Raw genomic sequence first — 19,735 nt, 5'->3', positions numbered from 1 at the left:
ATGAGCATTCAAATCAATGTAGATTACCAGCGTTTAGAAAGCAGTGCCGCAAGAATTGAACAACAGGCAGATGCCTATGAAAGAGGATATCGTCACCTATTTCAGGATGTAGATAATATGAAACAAGGATGGCAGGGAAAAGACAATCAGTCATTTACCAGTCAGATCAAAGGATTTGAAACAGATTTTGTAAAAATGGTGACCTTAATGCGTCAATATGCACAATATCTAAGACAAAGTGCATCCATTTATCGTAGAACGCAGCAGGAGCGTGCAGATATGGCACGCCGCTTAAGTAACTAAGGAGGCAGCTTATGGAAACAATGAATATATCTTTGGCAAAGGTCACGACCTGTGCAAACCAGATTCGACAGGAAAACAATCAGTTAAATACCAATTTAAGAGAAATCACATCCACGATGCAGCAATTGTCCAATTTTTGGAACAGTCCTGCTAGTGATACGATTCGTCAGCGCTTTATGGCAATGCTGCCAGCTTTTGAAAACTATCGCACGATAGTAGATACATACGCAAAATTCTTAGATCAGACAGTACTCACTTATCAGACAATGGAGCAGCAGCTAAATGCAGAAGCTGACACCTTCCAACGTTAATCAAATCTATACCTATCAAAGACAATTAAACCAAATCCAACAGTATCTTCAAAGAATGGAACAGGATGTACACACATCTGTTTCTTCTATGGAGCTTCCCTATGTAAAACAACATATCGCTAAGATGAAAAAGAACATACAGGAGCAACGCTATATCTGTGAAACTTTACTATAAATCTTACGTATATGCTGAGCGTACATACTGGAAAACTTCAGCAGACTTTAGCACTATGCAATCAAACTAACTCGCACATACAATTACTACCTTATTATTTCTATCATGATCAGCTGAACTATAAAAATCATCAGCTGATCAATGATATGGCAAAATTACAAAGTTATCTTGAAGAATCCAAAGAAGCCTATGAATTAGCAGAAGAAGATATCGCCAATATCGCTACAGATGTTATTGAACGTGTTACACAGGTATTTCAAATTCTCGCCGCGCCAGTAAAAGAGCCATTCTGGGATTTCAGCTGCAGTAAGTGGAATGGTACCCATCGTTTTCATACATCTATATCACCAAGTAAATCATTAGATGATTACATCAAGAACGGTGTATGTTTTGGTGCATTTGGAAGTGCCAGTATTCTGGATTATCAAATTGGTAAAACCATGAAATTTGCAAAAGCGCAGGGAAATCTTTCCTTTGGAAATGTGGAAGGCAATACAGACTTACATATACAGCTATATGATGAAGATAAAAAAATCAACCCAGAAGTAAACCTTGAAGTTGGTGGAAATGCATCCATTGGTGAAGCAAAAGGATTATTGCGCATTGGCACAGAAAACTTTAATGTAGAAGGTGAAGTCAGCGGCAAAGCCGGTGTAGCATATGGAGAAGCAAAAATAACAGCGAATAAGGAAGAAATTACCATGAAAGCAGATGTAGGAATTGCTGCACTTCAGGGAGAAGCAGAAGGCGGATTTAATTTTTTTGGAGCGAAAATCACTGTAACAGGTACAGGTGAATTAGGAGCATTAGGTGCAGGAGTAGAGTTTTCCAGCAAAAAAGGGGAACTTGAATTTGGTGGTAAAGCTTCATTTTTGGCGGGTATAGGATTAAAAGTAAAAGTGGAATATTAATGATAAGTGAGAGAGGAATTAAACGTACATGAAAAAGAAAACATTAGAACAAATTTTACCATTAGGTACCATTGTACTTCTAAAAGGCGGCAATAAAAAAATCATGATCATTGGCAGATGTCAAGAGGATGTCAAAACAAAGCACCAATATGACTATAGCGCATGCTTTTATCCTGAAGGATGGATATCTGCACAAGAAACGATTATGTTTAATCAAAGTGAAATCGATTATGTATATTATCTTGGATTACAGGATGGAGAAGAATTCGCATTTCGCGGTTTTATGGAAGAACGTCTGAGTGAATTAAACCTATTGGAAGAATAAAAAAAGGAGAGCTAGGCTCTCCCATTATAGACACTTATCGGATAACAGAAATAATTGCCATAAAATAAAAGGCAATTTGTGAAGTCTTAATACGACGTCCACTTTGTAACATCATCTCACTTATCGCACAATACTTATCAACTGCCTGTACGATCCAGCCTTCCTTTGTCTTAGGACAATGGATGGTCATCGGCCACATATGATGAACGATACAGTCCTCCATTACATGATTGATCTTTGTTGCTTTCTTTGCATTTTCTAATGCAATCTGTGGATGGATAGAACAATGTCTTCCTTCCATTGGACGTGTATCTTTTTCACGCCAGTCATAAAAATATAAATCATGTAGTAAACCAGCTCTTGCAGTACTGTATGCATCCAAATGAAACTTTCTTGCTAATAAAAAACTATAATATGAAACATTCAATGAATGTTGGAAACGACTTGTTTTTAAATGCTGTGAAAAGTCCTTTAACTTATGAACATCATCAATCTCAATCAAATCCTTGACACAGTCAAGATATTCATTTGCTAAATAACTGTTTACATTGTTTAAATCTACTTTTGAAAATATTGCTTTTTCCATTCCATCAGCCTTCCTGGTCCTTTTTCTTTTCTACCCAATATTCATTGTAGCACATTACACAAAAAAGTCATGTGAATTTTTTGTGATTTTGATTATTTTTACTTTTACAATCTAAACTGGAAAAAATATTTAAAATAAGGTATGATAAACAGGACGAAAAAATAAGGAAAAGAGGAATTTCATGGAACTAGAAAAAAGTATCGTGCATATTCTGGATTGTGAACATAACACATATATCGCAAGCAGTAAATGTATGCAGGAAATGAATGAAGATATTTTAAGCATGATAGAAAAAAAGGCAAATAAAGCTTTTGCCAGTACAAAGAAAAAAGCTGCTCACTTTAAAGAAGGCAGCATTGCCAAATCATGGATAGAAAACTATACCGCATCACGCATTTCTTTTGAAGAAATCAGTGAAAAACTGGCTAAGCATATTTTTGACTTAAAGATGCAATATGGGGTTTATGAAGGAAGCGACTTGATTATTGCCAGTGTCATGCAGGAGGGAAGACGCTATCTTTTAATTTTAGACAATGGATATCAAAGTGGCTTAACACATGACTTACATCAGGAAGAAGCAGTTTATAACGAATTGATTTCCTATCGTACACTGCTATCATCCAATTTGACAAGTAAAGATCGTGCTGCTTTAATCGAATGTAGTGATTTAAGTATCCATTGTGTAGAAAATAAAATTGAAATCGAAGCACAAAAGGTAAACTTTTTAGCCGAACTGGTTTTACAATGCACCACAAAGCCAAGTTATCAGGAAGCTGTAAAAACCATGAGTAAAACATTAGAAGAAGTCAGTGAAAAATATGATATACAAGAAGTAAATCTCATGCCAAAAATGAAAAGCATTATCGCGGATACAGTGGATCGTCAGGCACCGATTGATGTAGAAGAAATCGCAGAAATTCTGTTCGCAGAAAAACCACTCATAAAAAAAGACTTCACCCAAGAAGTCAAAGATAAAGGCATTGAAGAAAAAGTCGATGTAGAATACGTAAAACCAAGACGCAGTGAACGTGTACAGAAGATTAAAACCGATAATGGCATAGAAATTATTATTCCAGTAGATTATATGAATTCAAAAGATTATGTAGAATTCGTTACACAAAGTGATGGAACTATCAGTATTCAGTTAAAAAACATCACCAATATCACCAGTAAATAGACAGAAGGGAGTTATTAAAAACTCTCTTTTTTTATTGCCTAGTTTGCCCATGCACGTAAATCAAATGCGATTCATGTATATAAAAAAGCACCCAATCGGTGCTTTCCTTATAAGGTAAATTATTCCTGAGCAACCTTTACACCAGTTACGCCGGCAACTTCATCTAATAAAATTGCTTCAATACCTTCACTAATCGTATCATCCAATGCAACACATCCCATGCAGGCACCTAACATACGTACCGTGACGATACCATCTTCAAAAGAAACAAATTCAACATCTCCACCATCTCTTTGGATATATGGACGGATTTTTTCAATAACGTGTTTAATTTCATCTATTTTTGTCTGCATACTCATACCTCTTTCCTATATGTGTAGTAACTCAAATAAAATCAGAGCTACCAATATACCTAATAAAATACCACCTAATACTTCAATAAATTTATGACCAAGAACACTTTTGATTTTCTCATGATAGATCGGATCAGAAAATTTTAAACCCTTTAATGTTTCCAAATCAGATATCAGCTGCTTGGTTAACTGTATGTTTTTTCCAGCATAATAACGTACATTGGTCGCATCATAAATGACGATAAAACTGAATACGCAAGTAATGGCAAATAAAGTTGAATCAAAACCTTCACTCATTCCAATCGCAACAGTTAATGCAGTAACGGTACTGCTGTGTGAACTTGGAAAACCACCACAGGCGATACATTGATGTACATCTAACTTCTGGGTGCGTAGATACAGTACAACGGGTTTTAGTACCTGGGCAAATACGTTTGCCAGCAAAGCGGCCAATAACGGGTATATAGAACTCATAATGTCACCTCAAATAAATGCGAGAGTGGAAAATTTCCATCTGGCATCTATTATTATAACACATAAAAGCGAAGATATGATATAATAAGCACGATGAAATGAGGTGAAACCGTGCAGTATATGATTGGAAGTGTTGTAGAAGGTGTCGTCACTGGGATTAAACCGTATGGCGCATTCGTCTATCTGGACAGTAAGCATACCGGATTAATTCATATCTCGGAGATATCTGAACGCTTTGTAAGAGATGTGCATACGTATGTCAAAGTCAACCAGCGGGTGAAGGTAAAAATCCTGGATGTGGATGAAGATGGCACACACTTTAAACTGTCACTGAAAGCATTACAGCCGCAGAAGGCAAGAAGTATGCGTAAAAGAATTACACATGAATTGCCACCTATGAAAATCGGTTTTGCTTCTTTGCAGGAAAAACTGGATGGCTGGATCAAGGATGCCATTCAATAGAAGGAGGAAAAAAAGAAATGATGAAGTTAGATTTATCTCATGCCTTGTTGAAAGAAGACGTATTAAGCTATCAGGATGTTGTAAGCAAATATCATGATCAGCTGGTAAACAAGACAGGTAAAGGAAACGACTTTACAGGCTGGGTAGAATGGCCAAATAACTACGATAAAGAAGAATTTGACCGTATCAAGAGTGTAGCAAAAGATCTGCGCGATAAATGTGAAGTATTCGTTGTTTGTGGAATCGGTGGTTCTTATTTAGGAAGCCGTGCTGCGATTGAAATGATCAATGGCTTATACAACAAGGATAAAGTAGAAATCGTATTTATGGGAAATACATTCTCTAGCAGCTACATTAAGAATGTCATGGATTATATTGCTGATAAAGAAGTTTGCGTAAACGTTATTTCTAAATCTGGAACAACAACAGAAACAGCGTTGGCATTCCGTCTATTGAAACAGTTCATGGAAGAAAAATACGGTAAAGAAGAAGCTAGCAAACGTATTGTAGCTACCACAGATAAAGCACGTGGAACATTAAAAGCAATCGCTGATAAAGAAGGATATGAAACTTTTGTTATTCCTGATGATATCGGAGGAAGATTCTCTGTCATCACACCTGTTGGTTTATTGCCAATTGCAGTTGCTGGCATTGATATTGACGCAATTATGAGCGGTCTAGCAAAAGGTTATAAAGACTTTGGAGATGCTGATTTAAATAAGAATATCGCTTATCAGTATGCAGTTGCCCGTCGTATCCTTGAAAACCAGGGAAAAGATGTGGAAATGTTAGTATCTTATGAACCACAGATGAACATGGTTGCAGAATGGTGGAAACAACTGTTTGGTGAAAGTGAAGGAAAAGAAGAAAAGGGAAATCTGCCAACAAGTGCTAATTTCTCAACTGATTTACACTCTTTAGGACAGTTCATCCAGCAGGGTAAAAAAGTATTATATGAAACATTATTGTTAGTAGAAAAACCAACAAGTGACTTAGAATTCCCAAGTGATCCAGATAATGCAGATGGCATGAATTATTTAAGTGGCAAGAGCGTTGACTGGGTAAATAAAATGGCTTGCAAGGGAACTTTGGAAGCACATGAAGTTACTGGTAATGTACCAAATATCCTGATTACTATTCCAGATATGGGAGCTGAAAGCTTTGGCTATATGTGCTATTTCTTCTTCAAAGCTTGTGCAATCAGTGTTTATATGTTAGGTGTAAACCCATTTGATCAGCCAGGTGTAGAAGTTTATAAGAAAAATATGTTCCGTTTATTAGGTAAGAATTAATAAAACATAACAAACAGGAGAAGTGCTTCATAGCGCTTTTCTTTTTGTTTAGGGATAATATATTTGCAAGCTTTCCTGTATTATATGCAACAAACAAAATTTGAAGATCAAAAAAATTTTTTGAATAAAACGCCATATCTAAAAGCTTTTTTGTTTGCTTTGCAACATTGTTCATAAAAAAGTGAAAATTTAACTAGTCATATGGCATAGTTTATAGTATAATAGTACCAACGAAATGTAAACGATTACATTAGAGGAGGAATGCTTAATGAGCAAAAAGTATGTTTACCTTTTTTCTGAAGGAAACGAAAACATGCGTGAATTGTTAGGTGGAAAGGGTGCCAACCTGGCAGAAATGATGAACTTAGGTATGCCTGTACCATTCGGATTCACTGTAACAACAGAAGCATGTAATAAGTATTACGATGACGGAGAAAAAATCTCTGAAGACATTCGTAAAGAAATCTTTGAATATTTAATGAAATTGGAGGAATTGAGCCAGAAGCAGTTTGGGGACCCAAAGAATCCACTGTTAGTATCCGTAAGATCAGGAGCAAGAGCATCTATGCCTGGAATGATGGATACCATTTTAAATTTAGGGATGAATGATGATGTTGTAGAAGGGGTTGCTTCCTTAACAGGAAACCCACGTTTCGCATATGATTCTTATCGTCGTTTTATTCAGATGTTTGCTGATGTTGTTATGGGCTTAAATAAGGCAAAATTTGAAGAAATTATTGATGAAATGAAAGATAAAAAAGGCGTAAAACAGGATACTGAATTAGACGCTGATGATATGAAGGAAATGGTAAAACGATTCAAAAAGTTCTATCAGGAATCTTTAGATGAAGATTTCCCTGCAGATCCAAAAGAACAGTTATACCGTGCAATCGAAGCAGTATTCCGTTCTTGGAATAACCCTCGTGCAATTTTCTATCGTAAGATGAATGATATCCCAGGCAGCTGGGGAACAGCAGTTAACGTACAGATGATGGTATTTGGTAATATGGGTAATGACTGTGGTACAGGTGTTGCCTTTACACGTAATCCAAGTACTGGTGAAAATAAACTATATGGTGAATTCTTGATGAATGCACAGGGTGAAGATGTTGTTGCTGGTATTCGTACACCACAAACTATCGATCAGTTGAAAGAAACTGCACCTGCTGCTTATCAGAAGTTTACTGAAATCTGTGCAACACTTGAAAAGCACTATAAAAACATGCAGGATATGGAGTTCACAATTGAAAAAGAAAACCTGTTCATGCTACAGACACGTAATGGTAAACGTACTGCAGCTGCAGCATTAAAGATTGCATGTGATATGTATGATGAAGGAACAATTACTCGTGAAGAAGCATTGATGATGGTAGAACCTAAACAATTAGATAGTTTGCTACACCCACGTTTTGATGATGCAGCATTAAAAACTGCAAAACCAATCGCCAGTGCACTACCAGCATCTCCTGGAGCAGCTTGTGGACAAATCGTATTTACTGCAGAACAGGCAATAGAAGAAGCAGCATTGGGACACAAAGTTGTCTTGGTACGTTTGGAAACTAGTCCAGAAGATATCGAAGGTATGCATGTATCTGAAGGTATCTTGACTGTACGTGGTGGTATGACAAGCCATGCAGCAGTTGTTGCCCGTGGTATGGGAACATGCTGTGTATCTGGTTGTGGTGAAATCAATATCAATGAAAAAGAAGAAACATTTGAAGTTAAAGGTGTGACTTATCATAAAGGTGATTATATCTCACTTGATGGTTCTACTGGTAACATTTATGGAGAAAAAATCCCTACAGTTCCAGCAGAAATCTCTGGTGATTTTGAACGCTTCATGAAATGGGCAGACGAAGTTCGTGTCTTGAAAGTAAGAACGAATGCAGATACACCAAAAGATGCAGCACAAGCAGTTGCTTTTGGTGCAGAAGGTATTGGTTTAGTTCGTACAGAACACATGTTCTTTGAAGGAGATCGTATCAAAGCTGTTCGTGAAATGATCGTATCTAAAACAGAAGGACAAAGAAGAAAAGCACTTGCAAAATTATTACCTATGCAGCGTGGTGATTTTGAAGGAATTTATGAGGCAATGAAGGGCTTGCCAGTAACGATTCGTTATTTGGATCCACCTTTACACGAATTCCTTCCAACAAGCTCTTATGATATTGCTCAGTTAGCAAAAGATATGAAGATTGATTTGGATGAATTACGTTCTGTCATCATGGGATTACATGAATTTAACCCTATGATGGGACACCGTGGATGTCGTTTGGCTATTTCTTATCCAGAAATTGCTGAAATGCAGACAACAGCTGTTATTGAAGCCGCAATCAATGTAAATAAAGCACACCCTGATTGGAATATTGAACCAGAAATCATGATTCCATTAGTAGGCGATAAAGCAGAATTGAAATATGTAAAAGACGTTGTTGTACGTACAGCAGATGAAATCTTAAAACGTGAAAATGTTGAAATGAAATATCATGTAGGTACAATGATTGAAATTCCTCGTGCAGCATTATTGGCTGATGAAATCGCAGAAGAAGCTGAATTCTTTAGTTTCGGAACAAATGACTTAACACAGATGACATTTGGATTCTCTCGTGATGATGCTGGTGGATTCTTAAATGATTACTATGAAAAGAAAATCTTTGAACAGGATCCATTCGCTAGAGTTGACCAGAAAGGTGTCGGCAAACTAATTAAGATGGCTGCAGAACTTGGAAGAAGCACTCGTCCAAACATTAAGCTTGGTATCTGTGGAGAACACGGAGGCGATCCTAGCAGTATTGAATTCTGTCACCGTATGGGATTGACTTATGTAAGTTGTAGTCCATTCCGTGTACCAATTGCTAGACTTGCTGCTGCTCAGGCTGCAATTACAAATAAATAATAAAATTTATCAAAAAAGTGTCTTGTGCATATGCAAGGCACTTTTCATATATTAAATAATAAAATGATTGAGTATGTTTACCAAGGTGAATTAAAGGATAAATGAATATTGAAATGAGAATAATTCAATTTTTTGTATGATGATACATATGATGAATTGTGTTATACTTTATGGAGAAAACAGGTGATACTCATGAAAGATAAATTAACACGCGAACAGAAAAAAGAACTGGTAAGAGAACGTAATCAACCACCACGATTAACATTGTTAGAGGAAATAGGCAATGCTGTAACACATGGCTTAGGCGCAGTACTAGCCCTTGTTGGGATGATTTTATTACTAATTAAATCAGACACAGGAATGAAGGTAGCGGCATCTTTAATATTCGGTATCAGTATGTTTATCCTTATGCTTATGAGCTGTTTATATCATTCCTTTAAAAAGGACTCTACAGTAAAACGTTTATGGCGAAGATTTGATTATACTTCTATCTATTTCTTAATTGGAGGTACTTTTGCGCCAATATGTCTGGTTTATATTGCTAGTCCATTATCCATTACCATGTTCATCATTCAATGGTTGATCATTGCATTTGGTGTAACGATGATTTTAATATATGGACCTGGCAAATGGCCTCCTTTACATTTTACTTTATATTTCTTGATTGGGTGGAGCGGTGTTTTATATCTGCCAGATTTATATCAACACAATCAGCCTTTGCTTTGGATGATTCTGGCAGGAGGATTAGTCTATACGATTGGCATGATTCCATTCGCAAAAAAAGGAAATGGGACACATTTCCTCTGGCATTTATTTGTATTGGGTGGTGCGTTTTTACACTGGTTAGGAATTTATTTGTTTATATATTAGAAATGAAGATGAAATGTCTTCATTTTTTTTTGCTAGGACATAGCACATCTAATAAAGTATTTACTTCTAATGTGACCATTTGAATAACATCATATGTTCCATCGTGCAGACACCAGTCAATTGCGGTACCACGTGCAGTTCTAAGCAGCCAGTCAGCTGTTTCTTCTACAGAGTATGGAAGTGAAAATTCATGTGATGTGACACCATTTTGTAAGTAAGAAAGAAGTTTCTGATAATAAAAACGATGTTTATCTACCATAAGCCGAGAGGAAGCCCCCATCTGTTGTTTAAAGGTCATAGCAGTAGCATTTACTCCAAATGAAGTAAGTTGTCTGATAGAATAAATAATAATAAAATTGATAGCTTCTTTATAACTTGAAAATTGTTTATTTAATAATTCTTCCTCTAGCATATCATCAAATCCCAAATAGGATTCCTGGATCAACTCATCCAGATTTTTAAAATAATGATAAAAAGTTCCTACAGATACACCTGCACGATTACATAAATCCTGCATTTTTAATTGATCAAAGCCGGTTTCTTCTATCATGATCATTGCAGTTTCGATAAGTTTTTGTTTTGTTTTCATTGCTTGTTTTTGTCTTTCTGTCATGATATTGCTTCCTCCTGTATGTTTTTATTTATCATACCGATATCTGTAAGAAATGTCAAACAAACATTACTTATACAAAAATGTAAGCGATTTTTCTTGACAAAGCCTGGAAGTGGAATATAATACTAATTGAATTAAATTCATTGAATTATATTCGACGAATTAGAAAGGAGTCTAGAATGAAAGACTATTCAGAATTATTTACGCCAATTAAAATTGGTAAATGTGAAATTCGTAATCGCTATTTTATGGCTGCAATGGGTGCAGTAGGAATGGCAGACGAACATGGAGCTTACACAGAAAAAGCGATTGAGTATTACGGACAAAGAGCAAAAGGTGGTACAGGATTGATTATCACTGGTGTAACAAAAGTAGATCATACGATTGAAGCATTTGGAACACCAGGAATTGGATTGCTTTCTAAAAATCCAGCAAGTTTTGTACAAAGTGCAACTCGTATGTGTGAAAAGGTACATGCATATGGTTCTAAGATTTTCTTACAATTAGGTTTTGGTTTTGGACGTGCGATGGTTCCAGCAGCAGTCGCAATGGGAGCAGGCAACGTTGCCCCAAGTGAAGTAGAAAACAGATGGAATCCTTCTCTACTACATCGTGAAATGACCACAGAAGAAGTAAAGGGCATGATTAAAAAGATGATTGAAGGCGCAGTTATCGCTAAAATGGCAGGCTTCGATGGTGTTGAAATTCACGCAGTACATGAAGGATATCTATTAGATCAATTTACACTGGAGTTATTTAATCATCGTAAAGATGAATATGGGGGAAGCTTTGAGAATCGCTATCGTGCAGCTGTAGAAATTGTACAGGGTATTAAACATGTTTGTGGTCAGGACTTCCCAGTATCATTAAGATATACCGTAAAAAGCTTTATCAAGGATGTACGTCAGGGAGCAGTTCCTAATGAAGCATTTGTGGAAAAAGGGCGTGATATTGAGGAAGGAATCAAAGCTGCAAAATATCTTGAACAGGCTGGATATGATGCATTGAATGTTGACTGTGGAACATATGATTCTTGGTATTGGAATCATCCACCTATGTATTTTGATGAAGGAATGTATCTTCCTTATGCTAAGATGATAAAAGATGCTGTGAATATCCCTGTTATGGTTGCAGGCAGAATGGATGATCCTGATGTAGCATTAGAGGCATTACAGAATGCCAGTGCTGATATGATTGGGCTTGCAAGGCCATTGCTTGCGGATCCTGATATTGTAGAAAAAATACGAAGAGGGAAATTTGATCGTATCCGGCCATGTTTATCTTGTCATGATGCCTGTGTAAATCGTGTAGAACATGCGGTACCTATTTCCTGTGCAGTCAATCCAAGCTGTGCAAATGAGAAAGAATTCGCGTTAAAACAAGCAGTAACACCTAAAAAAGTATGTATCGTTGGTGGAGGTGTTGCAGGCATGGAAGCCGCACGTGTATTAAAACTAAGAGGACATGAACCTGTTCTATATGAAGCTAGCAATCGACTTGGAGGAAGTTTGATACCGGGAGGTATGCCAGATTTTAAACGATATGATCGTAAATTGCTTGCATGGTATGAAACAGAACTAAAAGCGTTAAACGTAGAAATACATTTACAAATGCCAGTAGATGAAACTATGTTAAAAGATGATGCATATGATGCTATTATTCTTGCGACAGGCGCAAAACCAATTGAATTGAAATTACCCGGATCAGAAAAAAATCATGTTATGGGTAGTGTTGAATCAAGTCTTCATATAAATGAAGTAAAAGATAAAGTCGCAATTATTGGTGCTGGTTTGGTTGGCTCTGAATTAGGATTATGGTTTGCACAAAGAGGAAAACAAGTTACGATTGTTGAAATGACAAATACCGTGTTTGGTGGGGAAGATGCAATGGCATTTCCAAACAGAGATATGTTGAAGGATATGTTAAACTTTCACCATGTTCAGATATTAACAGAAACAAAGGCTGATCATATTGATGAAAAAGGTTTATATGTCATCACAAAAGATGGTAAAGAAAACCTAATCGAAGCGGATACCATCGTGACAGCAATCGGTTATAGAAGTAATAAGACTTTAGAAGATGCAGTCCGTATGTTAGATAAAGATGTGTTTATCCTTGGAGATGAGAAGCAAGTTCATAATATCATGGCAGCTGTATGGGATGCATTTGAAGTCGCAAGAAATTTATAATATATTATGCAATATAAGAAGGTTACTTGATTATGTAATCTTCTTTTCTTTAACGTAAAAAAGCACTCAATTAATCTTGAGTGCCTGATTTTCATTAAATGTCTAGGTGTTACATCCAAAAATATTTAAAATATCTCCACACATATTGTGATATCAATCCCTTCATGTGACATTCATTCTAATTGCGTTTCTGAGAAAACTATATGATTTTCATTGTGAATTATCTGTGCTGTTGCTTGAGAATATGTTCATCTAACAATACGCCATCTTTTATGATAACGCTATTGGATAGTACAGGATCATCATTACCCTCAACTAAGTAATCTATATACTGACACATAACTTCTGAAATGGAAGCAGTGGCAGATTTATAAAAGATATTTGGAACATTGCCTACACTATAGATCATAATGTCATCCAAATAATAAATAGGATGATTTAACAAGGTTGACCGGCTTTGTTCGATTGCACCATTTGCGTCATCACTGATATCAATAATAATTGCGGTTTTCTTCATACTTTTTCTTGCGATGGATGTAATTAAATGATCCGTTCTTAAAGTATCCCAGCGAATCGCCATAACGACGATATCCATATTTGGCAGCTCCTCTACAAATAAAGCTTCTTGTTTACGATTATATTGACGAATGATGACACCAAGTTTTGATAACATGGAGAAAGCTCCCGCAGCACTGTCCCCTCTGCCAATGATACCAGCTTTTAATCCATCAGGCAGATAACCAGTATATTGTAAAGCATTAATAACGCCACCTGCTCCAGCAATACGATTGTTTTTCCAAAATAAATGACGATGATCTTTATAGAAATTTTCCCATGCATAACAGGTAAATTTATGATTGATCAGGGTATTTGTCAAAGCTTTATCTGCACCTGCATGAATCCATCCGGTAATGATTTTGTTATCGCCAATTGAATTCAAATAAGAAGCATTACCAATTTTGGTATCACATAAGATATCTTTTTGTAAAGCTTCCTCTTTACTTACGATATGGCAACCATAGGTTTCATAGCAAGCATCTTCGATTAAAAAATCTTTTCCATATCCACTTTCAAAATAAAGCTGTTCACAATGTTTCACACTTTTTAAATCTTCTGGCAGAATGGCAATTCTTTTTTCATAAGGCATTTCACTTCTCAGAAAAGACATTGTTAAATTTTGTTTCATAAACTTCCTCCATACTCAAATGAATGAGCTTTCCTTATGCATCTTTTGCATAATAAAATAAGAAATCATTTCTTAGAAGGAATGCAGAAAAATGTGTCATAACATTTCAGTGTATGGTTGAAAGAATAATAATACGATTAAATATTATATTTATATTTCCTATTACTCATAGTATAACACAAAATAAGTTTATAAATATACTTTTATTGATTTCACATAATTATAAAACATTTAACCCAAAGCAGGCAGAAGTCCTCTCACTTCAACGGCGATAAGTAAGTGGTAGGATGAATGCAGCAATATGTTAGACTTAATATTTTTTGAAATGAAGGGGAGGTATGTTGTATGCCTGATAGCATGAAATTTGAATTATTAGCAAACTGTATAAAAGAAATAAATGTAAAAGCAGGAAGTGCTGCTAAAAGAGCAGAAAATCAATCTATGACACTGCATCTTTTGCATAATAAAATAAGAAACTGTTTCTTAGAAGGAATACAGAAAAGTGCGTCATAACATTTCAGTGTATGGTTGAAAGAATGATAATGCGATTAAATATTATATTTATATTACCTATTATTCATAGTGTAACACAAAATAAGTTTATAAATATGCTTTTATTAAATTCACATAATTACTAATCATTATGTTTGAATAGCGTATGATATCGTCTACCTAAGTATTCAAATCCATAATTCATAATATAAGGCCCAGCTTCAATGTGATTGCTTTTAGCAAATGACAATATTTCATCAAATAAAGCAGAATTTATAGTGGTAGGGTTTTGAGTAATTAGAACAGTATAAGCATTACTCCTAGTGATCTCGTTGATTAAATTTTCAAAGCGGTTTAGCATATTGCCATAACAGGAAATCACGATTGCAAGATCATTTTCTGTCAATTCCTTCGCGGCTTGTTTTTGTTGTTCAATGGTATGGGGACATATACAAACTTTATGATTTGTCATTAAGTCAGTTTGTAAAAGAGAAGCATTATGATAGGAAGTAGAATAACTGAAAAAGTAAACATTTTCTGTTTGATATAGGCGATGAAGAAATTGATCGATTTGTTTTAGATCCATATCATTGCTAGCGTCAATTAATGCATTTGTTATTGAAGATGTGTAGTTTTCAAGGTATTGTTTTGGGGTTGTACTTAACAATTTATAATTGGTTTTATTGATATGAAAATGAGAAAACTCTATACTGTTTCCTAATTCTTTGATATTTTGTTTAAACTCTGAAAAATTATGACAGCCAAAAAAATGTGATAATCTAGTAATGGTAGGTGCTGAAACATAACATAAATCAGCCAATTGGTTAATTGTTAATTTGTCTAGTTTATCAATATTTTGCATAGTAATCCATAAGATATTATGATAGGTATCGCTTTTTTTGGTACTATTCAAATAATCAAGAATTGATGTAGTGAAATCTGTCTGCATTTTAATTCACCTCGATATTTAGTATAAGCGATTCAATCAGAATTTTAAAGATAAAATTTTCGCAAACGTGAAAATAACATAAGATAATGAAAATATAAAGCGTTTTTGAAAGGCATATTTTTGGATATTTGATATACTATGATTGTTCAAGATGGGCCACTTAGAACGAGAACAATGTATGGAGGAGAAAATATGAGTTTTTGGAACAATAAGGTTATGCCTTTTTTTGAGAGTTTGACAAGAAATAAATATTTGAATGCTGTTTCTCAAGGAATGATGAATTTAATGCCAATATTACTGATGGGATCATTGGCTGTATTATTATTGGTTTTTCCGATAAAAGATGTACAAAGTGTTGTAGCAACCATAGGGTTAACACCAATTCTAGCATCTGTTAATAATTTTACAATTGGATTTATGGCAGTATATGTATCATTTTTTGTCGCAAGAGCATTAATACAACAATTTGATAAAACAGATGATGGCGTACGTGGAGGAATCTTATCCCTGCTATGTTTCTTCATCATTACACCTTTGACAAATACAGAAGCAGGTTCTGTATTAAGTTTTGACTGGCTGGGAGCATCTGGTGTATTTACTGCAATGTTTACAGGTTTATTTGTAGGAAGATTGTATACATTATTTATTCAAAAAGGAATCACATTAAATTTATCAGAAGCGATACCGCCAATGATTCGACAAGTATTTTCCAGTTTAGTACCATTTTTCTGCATTTCAGTTATATTCATGATTATCAGTATATTATTTAATCACACAACGTATGGCAGTGTTCATCAGGCAGTATATTCATTGATTCAGACACCATTAAAAAATTTTGGTGGCAACATATGGTCAATTATACTGTTAGCAACTGTTGGACAATTATTATGGTTTTTTGGAATTCATGGCACCAATGTTACCTTACCATTGATGCAGCCGGTTTTAATGGCCATGGATGCTGAAAATTTAAGTGCCGCAGCAGCAGGGTTGCCTATGCCAAACACTGTAGGATATGCATTCTTTGCAACATATACATTATGTGCTACATCTATCGGTTTTGCTATTATGATGTCGTTTGCGAAAAGTGAACAGTATAAGGCTGTTGGCAAAGTAGCAGCACCTGCCGCAATCTTTGGGATTTCTGAACCGATGGTTTTTGGTACACCGTTAGTATTGAATTTTACATTCGCGATTCCTTTCATATTGACAAATGGTATCGTATTGTTCATTGCATATTTACTAACTGTTTCAGGTATCGTTCCTCCTTGTTTAGGTGCTAATCCAGTATTTGGTTTGCCAATAGGATTGCATGCGACAATTCAAGGAAGTTGGAAAATTATTGTCTTGCAGGTTCTTCTTCAGGTTGTAGGTGCGCTTATCTATTATCCATTCTTTAAATATGCAGATAAAAAAGCATATAAATCTGAACAAATGAGATTACAGGAAAAGGAGTAATGGGATGATAGAATTAAAATATACTGATAACACAGCAATGTTACATATTAATGGAGAACCATTTATCGCACTAGCTGGTGAAGTGCATAATTCAGCCTGCTCAGATATCGTATATTTCCGCAACCATATTTTGAATAAATTAGATGATATACATATCAATACATTATTAATTCCAGTATATTGGGAACTGGTTGAAAGAAATGCAGGAATTTATGATTTTAAACTTCTTGAAGAAATCCTTCAAGATTTAAGAAAAAAGAATTTAAAAGTCATTTTGTTGTGGTTTGGATTATGGAAAAATGGTATGTCTACATATGTACCAGAATGGATGAAACTTGATAGAGAAACCTATCCATTTATCAAAGATGAAAAAGGAAATCAAATTTATGCCATCACACCACTATGTGATCAGGCGATTGAAAAGGATGTAGAAGCATTTGCACATCTGATGCAATTTCTCCATGATTTTGATTCAGATGAACACACGGTTATTATGGTACAGATAGAAAATGAGATTGGTGTTTTAAAAGCCTCAAGAGATTTTCAAGATATAGCCGAAAATAAATATAATGAAATAATTCCTGAAGAACTTCAGACCCTGTTTAAGAAAAAAGGCACATGGAAAGAAGTTTTTGAAGAAGAAAGTCATGAAGTTTTTATGACGTATCATTATGCCAAGGCAATTGAAAAAATCGCAAAACGAGGAAAAGAAATATATCCCCTGCCTTTTATGGTAAATACATGGCTAAAAAAAACATTTGAAAAAGCAGGAGATTATCCAAGTGGGGGACCTAATCAATTTCAATATCAGTTATATCGTTATTTAGCGCCATCTTTAGACTTATGTACACCGGATATTTATGTGGATAATTTTATAGAAATCTGTGATATATATGCCAAACAAGATGTATTAGCTATTCCAGAAACAAGGCAGGATATCGCTTCTATATCGCATTGTATTTATGTTTTTTCCGCATATCCATGCATTTGCTATTCGCCATTTGGTATTGAAGATTTTGTAGGTGATGACATATTTAATGAAGATAGTGTTATGAAAATGTTAGGAATAGATAAAGCAGCATTCCATCCTGAGGGAAGTTTGCCATATTTAAATCAGATTTATAATGATCTAGAAATGATGTTGCCATTGTTATTAAAATATCGTGGAACTGCTGATATTTATCCATATCTTCAGCAGTTTGATGAAAATCATATCGAATTTCAGATTGATGGAAACCATGTAGATGTTTCATACTTAAAAAAATCAAAAGAACAATTAGATAGTGCCGGATTTATCATAAATACTGGGAAAGAATGGTTTATATACGGGGTAGAAAGTAAAATAACGATCACGAATCCAATATATCAAATCGGCATTATCGCATTAGAAGAGGGCTGTTTTAAAGATGGTAAATGGAAAAGAACTCGTGTGCTAAACGGGGATGAAAGATATGTAATTTACATCGGTAATAAGCCTAAATTGTTACGTATAGTAATACATCAATATTGATAAATATGATAGCAATACTACTGTGTTGCTATTTTTCTAATTATAAATATGATATATCATGATCAAAGAAGATGATTTTAATGAACCTATTAGAAAATAATAAATCTGAAGATTCAATATTAAGACAGTTGTTGTTATTTATACCACTATTGCTTTTATTACAGTGGTGTTTGCAGTTAAAAGGTATTATACTGGCACAGCCACTCTGTGATTTTATCTGTGGGATGATTGGTATTTTGATGATTTTGTATACAAAGAAGCGTTCTAAGACATTTTAAGAAACAATAAATGTCTAAAACATAATAAAAGAGTTCTTTTTATGCTTTTGAAAAATCGATATACTAAAGGCATGAAAAGGAGGAATATCATTTGAAAACAGAAGAATTAAAGCAACATGCTGCACGTATTCGTGAGAATATCGTCCGTATGGTCGCTAACGCAAATAGTGGTCATCCAGGTGGCTCTTTATCCGCAGCTGATATATTAACTGTATTATATTTTGAAGTCATGGATATCAATAAAGACAATGTCAAAGGTATCGATCGTGATCGTTTTGTATTATCAAAAGGTCATGCTTCACCTTTACTGTATGCCACTTTATTTGAAAAAGGCTTATTAAAGGAAGATCTGAATACTTTCAGAAAGATCAACAGTAAACTACAAGGACACCCAAATATGAACTATGTCGATGGTGTCGATATGTCCACAGGTTCCCTTGGTCAAGGTATCTCTGCCGCTGTTGGTATGGCATTAGCAAACAAAGTAGATGGAAATGATCATAGAGTCTATACCTTATTAGGTGATGGAGAATGTGAAGAAGGCGAAGTGTGGGAAGCTGCTATGGCTGCTGCTCATTATCGCTTGAATAATCTATGTGCGATCGTAGATTTCAACTCTTTACAGATCGATGGTAACATCCGTGATGTCATGAACCCTACACCAATTGATGAAAAATTCAAAGCATTTGGATGGAATGTCATCAACATCAAAGGACATGATTATGAAGATATTCGTTTCGCATTCGATGAAGCGAAGAAAGAAAAGGAAAAACCAACGATGATCCTAGCACATACGATCAAAGGCAAAGGTGTATCCTTTATGGAAAACAACGCCACATGGCATGGAAGTGCACCAAATGCAGAACAGTGTGCACAAGCAGTGAAAGAATTGGAAGGTGAAGGCAATGAGTAAAGTAGCGACAAGAAC

At 35.1% G+C, this 19,735-nt stretch carries 22 protein-coding genes; 16 read left to right on the top strand and 6 right to left on the bottom strand.

The window, feature by feature from the left end; translation table 11 throughout:
* From DW761_RS14725 to DW761_RS14705, 5 genes are read left to right on the top strand one after another with little or no spacing between them, the layout of a single operon-like run.
* Positions 1 to 303 carry a WXG100 family type VII secretion target gene (locus DW761_RS14725; protein WP_117453149.1) on the top strand — a complete coding sequence of 101 codons (303 nt, stop codon included), beginning with the start codon at positions 1 to 3 and terminating at the stop codon, positions 301 to 303.
* Positions 304 to 314: 11 nt separating this feature from the next.
* Positions 315 to 614: a pore-forming ESAT-6 family protein gene (locus DW761_RS14720; protein ID WP_117453150.1), complete on the top strand. Its 300-nt coding sequence runs from the start codon at positions 315 to 317 to the stop codon at positions 612 to 614.
* A complete protein-coding gene (locus DW761_RS14715) occupies positions 586 to 789 on the top strand; it encodes a hypothetical protein (protein ID WP_117453151.1) in 204 nt (67 codons plus the stop codon). The genes DW761_RS14720 and DW761_RS14715 overlap by 29 nt, the downstream gene beginning before the upstream one ends.
* Before the next feature lie 11 nt (positions 790 to 800).
* The gene (locus tag DW761_RS14710; protein ID WP_117518575.1) at positions 801 to 1,700 is read left to right on the top strand and encodes a hypothetical protein; all 900 of its coding nucleotides are present in this window, start codon (positions 801 to 803) and stop codon (positions 1,698 to 1,700) included.
* A 28-nt stretch (positions 1,701 to 1,728) separates the two neighbouring features.
* Entirely contained in the window at positions 1,729 to 2,025 is a 297-nt protein-coding gene (locus DW761_RS14705; protein ID WP_117518574.1) for a DUF4176 domain-containing protein, read from the top strand.
* A gap of 34 nt (positions 2,026 to 2,059) precedes the next feature.
* On the opposite strand, the gene DW761_RS14700 is transcribed toward DW761_RS14705, so the two are convergent.
* Complete coding sequence (locus DW761_RS14700) at positions 2,060 to 2,611, bottom strand: HD domain-containing protein (RefSeq protein ID WP_117518573.1); 552 nt, start codon at positions 2,609 to 2,611, stop codon at positions 2,060 to 2,062.
* Between the two features lie 181 nt (positions 2,612 to 2,792).
* Between DW761_RS14700 and DW761_RS14695 the strand changes: the two genes are divergently transcribed.
* On the top strand, positions 2,793 to 3,788 hold the full coding sequence (locus DW761_RS14695) for a nucleoid-associated protein (RefSeq protein ID WP_117453154.1): 996 nt from the start codon (positions 2,793 to 2,795) through the stop codon (positions 3,786 to 3,788).
* A gap of 119 nt (positions 3,789 to 3,907) precedes the next feature.
* On the opposite strand, the gene DW761_RS14690 is transcribed toward DW761_RS14695, so the two are convergent.
* The gene (locus DW761_RS14690; RefSeq protein ID WP_117453155.1) at positions 3,908 to 4,141 is read right to left on the bottom strand and encodes a NifU family protein; all 234 of its coding nucleotides are present in this window, start codon (positions 4,139 to 4,141) and stop codon (positions 3,908 to 3,910) included.
* Positions 4,142 to 4,156: 15 nt separating this feature from the next.
* Positions 4,157 to 4,615, bottom strand: coding sequence for a divergent PAP2 family protein (locus DW761_RS14685; protein ID WP_117453156.1), 459 nt, complete (start codon positions 4,613 to 4,615; stop codon positions 4,157 to 4,159).
* Between the two features lie 111 nt (positions 4,616 to 4,726).
* On the opposite strand from DW761_RS14685, the gene DW761_RS14680 reads away from it, so the two are divergent.
* From DW761_RS14680 to trhA, 4 genes are all read left to right on the top strand, one after another.
* Entirely contained in the window at positions 4,727 to 5,077 is a 351-nt protein-coding gene (locus DW761_RS14680) for a CvfD/Ygs/GSP13 family RNA-binding post-transcriptional regulator (protein WP_117453157.1), read from the top strand.
* A gap of 17 nt (positions 5,078 to 5,094) precedes the next feature.
* Positions 5,095 to 6,369, top strand: a complete 1,275-nt coding sequence (locus DW761_RS14675) for a glucose-6-phosphate isomerase (RefSeq protein WP_117453158.1) — start codon at positions 5,095 to 5,097, stop codon at positions 6,367 to 6,369.
* Between the two features lie 268 nt (positions 6,370 to 6,637).
* Positions 6,638 to 9,265, top strand: a complete 2,628-nt coding sequence (gene ppdK / locus DW761_RS14670; protein ID WP_117518572.1) for a pyruvate, phosphate dikinase — start codon at positions 6,638 to 6,640, stop codon at positions 9,263 to 9,265.
* 192 nt (positions 9,266 to 9,457) lie between these two features.
* Positions 9,458 to 10,135, top strand: a complete 678-nt coding sequence (gene trhA, locus DW761_RS14665) for a PAQR family membrane homeostasis protein TrhA (RefSeq protein ID WP_117518571.1) — start codon at positions 9,458 to 9,460, stop codon at positions 10,133 to 10,135.
* 19 nt (positions 10,136 to 10,154) lie between these two features.
* Here the strand turns inward: trhA and DW761_RS14660 are convergent, their stop codons facing one another.
* Positions 10,155 to 10,748, bottom strand: a complete 594-nt coding sequence (locus DW761_RS14660) for a TetR/AcrR family transcriptional regulator (RefSeq protein ID WP_117518570.1) — start codon at positions 10,746 to 10,748, stop codon at positions 10,155 to 10,157.
* 179 nt (positions 10,749 to 10,927) lie between these two features.
* Here DW761_RS14660 and DW761_RS14655 point away from each other — a divergent pair, with 179 nt between their 5' ends.
* Positions 10,928 to 12,937 carry an FAD-dependent oxidoreductase gene (locus DW761_RS14655; protein ID WP_117518569.1) on the top strand — a complete coding sequence of 670 codons (2,010 nt, stop codon included), beginning with the start codon at positions 10,928 to 10,930 and terminating at the stop codon, positions 12,935 to 12,937.
* A 220-nt stretch (positions 12,938 to 13,157) separates the two neighbouring features.
* Here DW761_RS14655 and DW761_RS14650 read toward each other — a convergent pair whose 3' ends face one another.
* The gene (locus DW761_RS14650) at positions 13,158 to 14,123 is read right to left on the bottom strand and encodes a N(5)-(carboxyethyl)ornithine synthase (protein WP_117453161.1); all 966 of its coding nucleotides are present in this window, start codon (positions 14,121 to 14,123) and stop codon (positions 13,158 to 13,160) included.
* Between the two features lie 345 nt (positions 14,124 to 14,468).
* On the opposite strand from DW761_RS14650, the gene DW761_RS21050 reads away from it, so the two are divergent.
* Entirely contained in the window at positions 14,469 to 14,636 is a 168-nt protein-coding gene (locus DW761_RS21050; protein ID WP_158553819.1) for a hypothetical protein, read from the top strand.
* A gap of 121 nt (positions 14,637 to 14,757) precedes the next feature.
* Here DW761_RS21050 and DW761_RS14645 read toward each other — a convergent pair whose 3' ends face one another.
* Positions 14,758 to 15,564 (bottom strand): MurR/RpiR family transcriptional regulator, encoded by an 807-nt coding sequence (locus tag DW761_RS14645; RefSeq protein ID WP_117518568.1) that lies wholly within the window; start codon positions 15,562 to 15,564, stop codon positions 14,758 to 14,760.
* Between the two features lie 192 nt (positions 15,565 to 15,756).
* Between DW761_RS14645 and DW761_RS14640 the strand changes: the two genes are divergently transcribed.
* The 4 genes from DW761_RS14640 to DW761_RS14625 all read left to right on the top strand — a co-directional run bounded on the left by DW761_RS14640 (position 15,757) and on the right by DW761_RS14625 (position 19,720).
* Complete coding sequence (locus DW761_RS14640; RefSeq protein ID WP_117518567.1) at positions 15,757 to 17,019, top strand: PTS sugar transporter subunit IIC; 1,263 nt, start codon at positions 15,757 to 15,759, stop codon at positions 17,017 to 17,019.
* Between the two features lie 4 nt (positions 17,020 to 17,023).
* Positions 17,024 to 18,529: a DUF5597 domain-containing protein gene (locus tag DW761_RS14635; RefSeq protein WP_117518566.1), complete on the top strand. Its 1,506-nt coding sequence runs from the start codon at positions 17,024 to 17,026 to the stop codon at positions 18,527 to 18,529.
* A 71-nt stretch (positions 18,530 to 18,600) separates the two neighbouring features.
* Positions 18,601 to 18,807 (top strand): hypothetical protein, encoded by a 207-nt coding sequence (locus tag DW761_RS14630; protein ID WP_233513109.1) that lies wholly within the window; start codon positions 18,601 to 18,603, stop codon positions 18,805 to 18,807.
* A 148-nt stretch (positions 18,808 to 18,955) separates the two neighbouring features.
* On the top strand, positions 18,956 to 19,720 hold the full coding sequence (locus tag DW761_RS14625) for a transketolase (protein WP_394336557.1): 765 nt from the start codon (positions 18,956 to 18,958) through the stop codon (positions 19,718 to 19,720).
* Positions 19,721 to 19,735 lie beyond the last annotated feature (15 nt).

The sequence above is a fragment of the Absiella sp. AM29-15 genome (assembly GCF_003434225.1).
Lineage (GTDB): Bacteria > Bacillota_I > Bacilli_A > Erysipelotrichales > Erysipelotrichaceae > Hoskinsella > Hoskinsella hominis.
Note: the sequence above shows the minus strand (reverse complement) of the source record. Positions and strands in the feature narration are given on the sequence as shown.